Annotated in this window: 2 protein-coding genes and 2 tRNA genes; 1 reads left to right on the plus strand and 3 read right to left on the minus strand. The window is 46.5% G+C overall.

All coding sequences use genetic code 11. The annotated features are described in order from the left end of the window. Nucleotides 1-164: 164 nt before the first annotated feature. From J6U00_RS06730 to J6U00_RS06740, 3 genes are all read right to left on the minus strand, one after another. A complete protein-coding gene (locus J6U00_RS06730; protein WP_296580409.1) occupies nt 165-2,081 on the minus strand; it encodes a fructose-1,6-bisphosphatase in 1,917 nt (638 codons plus the stop codon). 12 nt (nt 2,082-2,093) lie between these two features. Further along, nucleotides 2,094-2,993, minus strand: coding sequence for a 1-phosphofructokinase (gene pfkB, locus J6U00_RS06735; protein WP_296580410.1), 900 nt, complete (start codon nt 2,991-2,993; stop codon nt 2,094-2,096). Between the two features lie 155 nt (nt 2,994-3,148). Further along, nucleotides 3,149-3,233, minus strand: a tRNA-Leu gene (locus tag J6U00_RS06740). Between the two features lie 159 nt (nt 3,234-3,392). Between J6U00_RS06740 and J6U00_RS06745 the strand changes: the two genes are divergently transcribed. Then, nucleotides 3,393-3,468 (plus strand) — tRNA-Thr (locus J6U00_RS06745).

Here is a 3,468-nt window from a genome sequence, read left to right on the forward strand (position 1 = left end):
GTCATACCTGGCGAAACTCCAGAGGAGGACGACTTTGTCTCCGTTAACGATGACGAACTTCTCGGAAAGGTATTTGAGGAGTTCAAGAAGAACTACGACGGAGAATATGAGTTTGAGTGAAATCAAAAACCGGCGCTTAATTTGCGCCGGTTTTTTTAGTCAGGTTATTTAATAATGCCTGCCTTGTATGCATCAAGGAGTTGCCGCAGATCGTTTATCTTGTCCATTATCTCTTCACCCTTGTCGGTATCGGAAATATTCGCTCGATGCTCAAGCTTTTCCACAAGATGTATGGTCGGAGTGTTTCCGCTTTCTTCTGCCACGAAGGGCTTGTGCTCTGCAAGATTAAGGCTGTGCGAATCGTATATCAGCGTATATCCAGCGATACCTGTTGTGGACTGGTATGCCTTGGAGATGCCACCGTCTATTACGAAAAGCTTTCCGTCAGCCTTTACGGGACTTTCTCCGTTCTTTATCTTGACCGGAACATGACCGTTTATGATATGTCCCTTTTCAGGGTCTAGACCGAAGTGCGTAAGAAGAGCCATACATACTTCAGCTTTTTCTGAAAAGGTGTAGTAGGAGTTGTAGTTTTCCGAGTGAAGGGACTTGTCCGCAAGTAGTCCGCGCTCGAAGAAAGCCATTTTATCCTTGCCGTAAAGGGGAGACTTAGCTCCACACCACAGATACCACATAAAGTCGCTTGCGTATTCTTTTTCATCGCCGTTGCTAAAATATGCCTGATTTACGAGCTCTCCCAGTTTGTCAAGGAGAGCCTTGCCGGAGTACGTAGCTCCGTGTATGCTTATGCTTTGAAGTTCTCCGTTTTCGTCCATAGGTATACAGCCGTGGAACAGCAGATTGTTGTTGCAGGTCTTGTACATAGCTCCCTTGGCGTATATAAAGCGGATATGCCGCTGAAGCTTCTCGCTGTGGCGGAAGGAAGCCTTCAGTACCTTCATAAGCTCCTCCTCTCCTTCTGAAAGTGTAAGGGGAGAAGCCGGATCAACTGTTGGGAAGCTCTTGTCAAGGAGCTCGTGGGTCTTGCCGCCCTCGGTGACGGTACCATTTATGAAGTCGGTCCTGCCGAAGAGATCGCGATCAGCCATTTCCCATTCTGGGTGCTTGGCTATTATCTGTCCCTCAAGTTTAAGCTGAATCACCGTTATCGCCTTGTGCATTTTTGCGGCGAGCCTGAGGTCTACAGGGTCGTATATATTGTCATCGAGTGCATTCGGCATATAAAGCGCACATTCGTCGTTCTCGTAGGTCTCGGCTGCGAATACCGCAAGAGCGCGTAGGTTAAGACCGTAGCCGTCCTCTAGCACATCGAAGTTGTTGTACCTCATGGCTATGCGTATAACATTTGCGATAAGCGCAGGATTCCCGGCAGCAGCACCCATCCACGAGATATCATGGTTGCCCCATTGTATATCCACATCGTGCATCTTCATAAGCTCGTCAAGTATTATATCCGCACGGGGCCCCCTATCGAAGATATCGCCTATTATATGCAGCTTGTCTATGCATACCGACTGTATCAGCTTGCAGAGAGAAATTATAAAGGTCTCAGCTATGCCTGTACTGATTATGGCGCTGATTATCTCATCGTAGTAGTAATCCTTGTTTACATCCTCAGTGACGTTTAGGAGCTCGTCGAGTATGTACACCATATCCTCGGGGATACGCTTTCTGATACGTGAACGTGTATACTTGGCGGATACGGTCTCGCAGACAAGTATCAGCCTGTATATGCATAGACGCTTCCACTCGTCGGAGAGCTCACCGCTGTTTGCAAGACGGCTTATCTCCTTTTCTGGATAGTATATGAGCTTTGTGAGCTGTTCCCGATCATGGGCTGAGACCGTCTTTCCGAGCACAAGGTCAGTCTTTATTTTTATCATGCCAGAAGCGCTCCTGAGTATATGCAGAAAGGCTTCGTACTCGCCGTGTATATCACTAAAAAAGTATTCCGTGCCCTTGGGAAGGCTTCTTATTGCCGAAAGATTGATTATTTCGCTTGCGGCGCTTTCAATAGTGGGGTACTCCTTGGCAAGGAGACGAAGGTATTTTATATCCATAGTGTTATCCTTTCAGAGCTGTTTCATTAGTTCGTCTATAAGGCTTCTCTTTGCAAGTCCGTCAGAAAATGCTGTGGCTCCGCCGCAGGCTGTTCCAAGCTTAAGAGCGTAGCTGTAATCACCGTCGGAAAAGCCGGCAATAAATCCGGCAAGCATAGAATCTCCAGCGCCTACTGAGTTTTTAAGCTCGCCAATACAGGCACCACAGCGATGTAGCTTGCCCTTTTCGTCAAGGAGAAGAGCTCCCTTGCCTGCCATTGAAACAAGGACGTTCCTTGCACCCATTGTCTGGAGCTTTACTGCATAGCTGATAGTATCATCATCTGTCACAATTTCTACGCCGAAGAGCTCGCCGAGCTCGTGGTTGTTGGGCTTTATCAGGAATGGGCGGTACTTCAACACGTTCAGCAGAAGATCACTTGTGGCGTCTACAACGAACCGTATATCCTTTCCGGAAAGGCTTGAAAGTATCTTTTCATATATGTCCGGTGGAAGACTGCTCGGTATGCTGCCTGCGAGTATCAGTGTATCACCGTCGCGGAGCTCCTCCAGCTTCGAGAAGAGCTTGTCAAGAGCTTTTTTTTCGATATGCGGTCCCTGACCGTTTATCTCGGTCTCCTCGGCGGCTTTCAGCTTGATATTTATACGCGAGCTGCCCTCGTGGAGTTTCACGAAATCAGCCTCTATTCCCATATCCTTTACGCCCTGTTCTATAGCTTCTCCAGTGAATCCGGCTATAAAGCCGAGAGCTTTTGACTTTACTCCCAGCTCTGCAAGAACTGCGGATACATTTATACCCTTGCCGCCAAAGTATAACTCTTCAGAGGCAGCGCGATTAACGCTTCCCAGTTTTACATCATCGGTACGGATAACATAGTCTATTGCGGGATTGAATGTAACTGTATATATCATAGCACAACTTCCTCTGTCCTGATAATACGAATAAAATATAAGATTATTATACCATGTTCCGATACGAAAATCAATTCATACAAAAGAAAAAGCGTTTACCGTAAGGTAAACGCCTGAGAATACAAAAAAGCGCGGTTTAGTTTACTAAACCGCGCTGGTGCGAGTAATGGGACTTGAACCCATACGTCCTTCGACACACGCCCCTCAAACGTGCCTGTCTGCCTATTCCAGCACACTCGCATTACAGTGCTTCATGACTGCTTTAATATTATATCAGAATTTCAAACTCTTGTCAAGCCTTTTTTGAAAAAAATTTCGTATTTTTTTAGTTAACATAAAAAATAATATGCTTTGCTCTTGACTTTTGGATGCTACTGATGTATAATATTATATGTTAATGCTGATGTGGCACAGTCGGTAGCGCAACGCCTTGGTAAGGCGTAGGTCGTCGGTTCAAGTCCGATCATCAGCTCCA

The organism is Ruminococcus sp., assembly GCF_017650195.1.
Taxonomy (GTDB): Bacteria; Bacillota; Clostridia; order Oscillospirales; family Ruminococcaceae; genus Ruminococcus.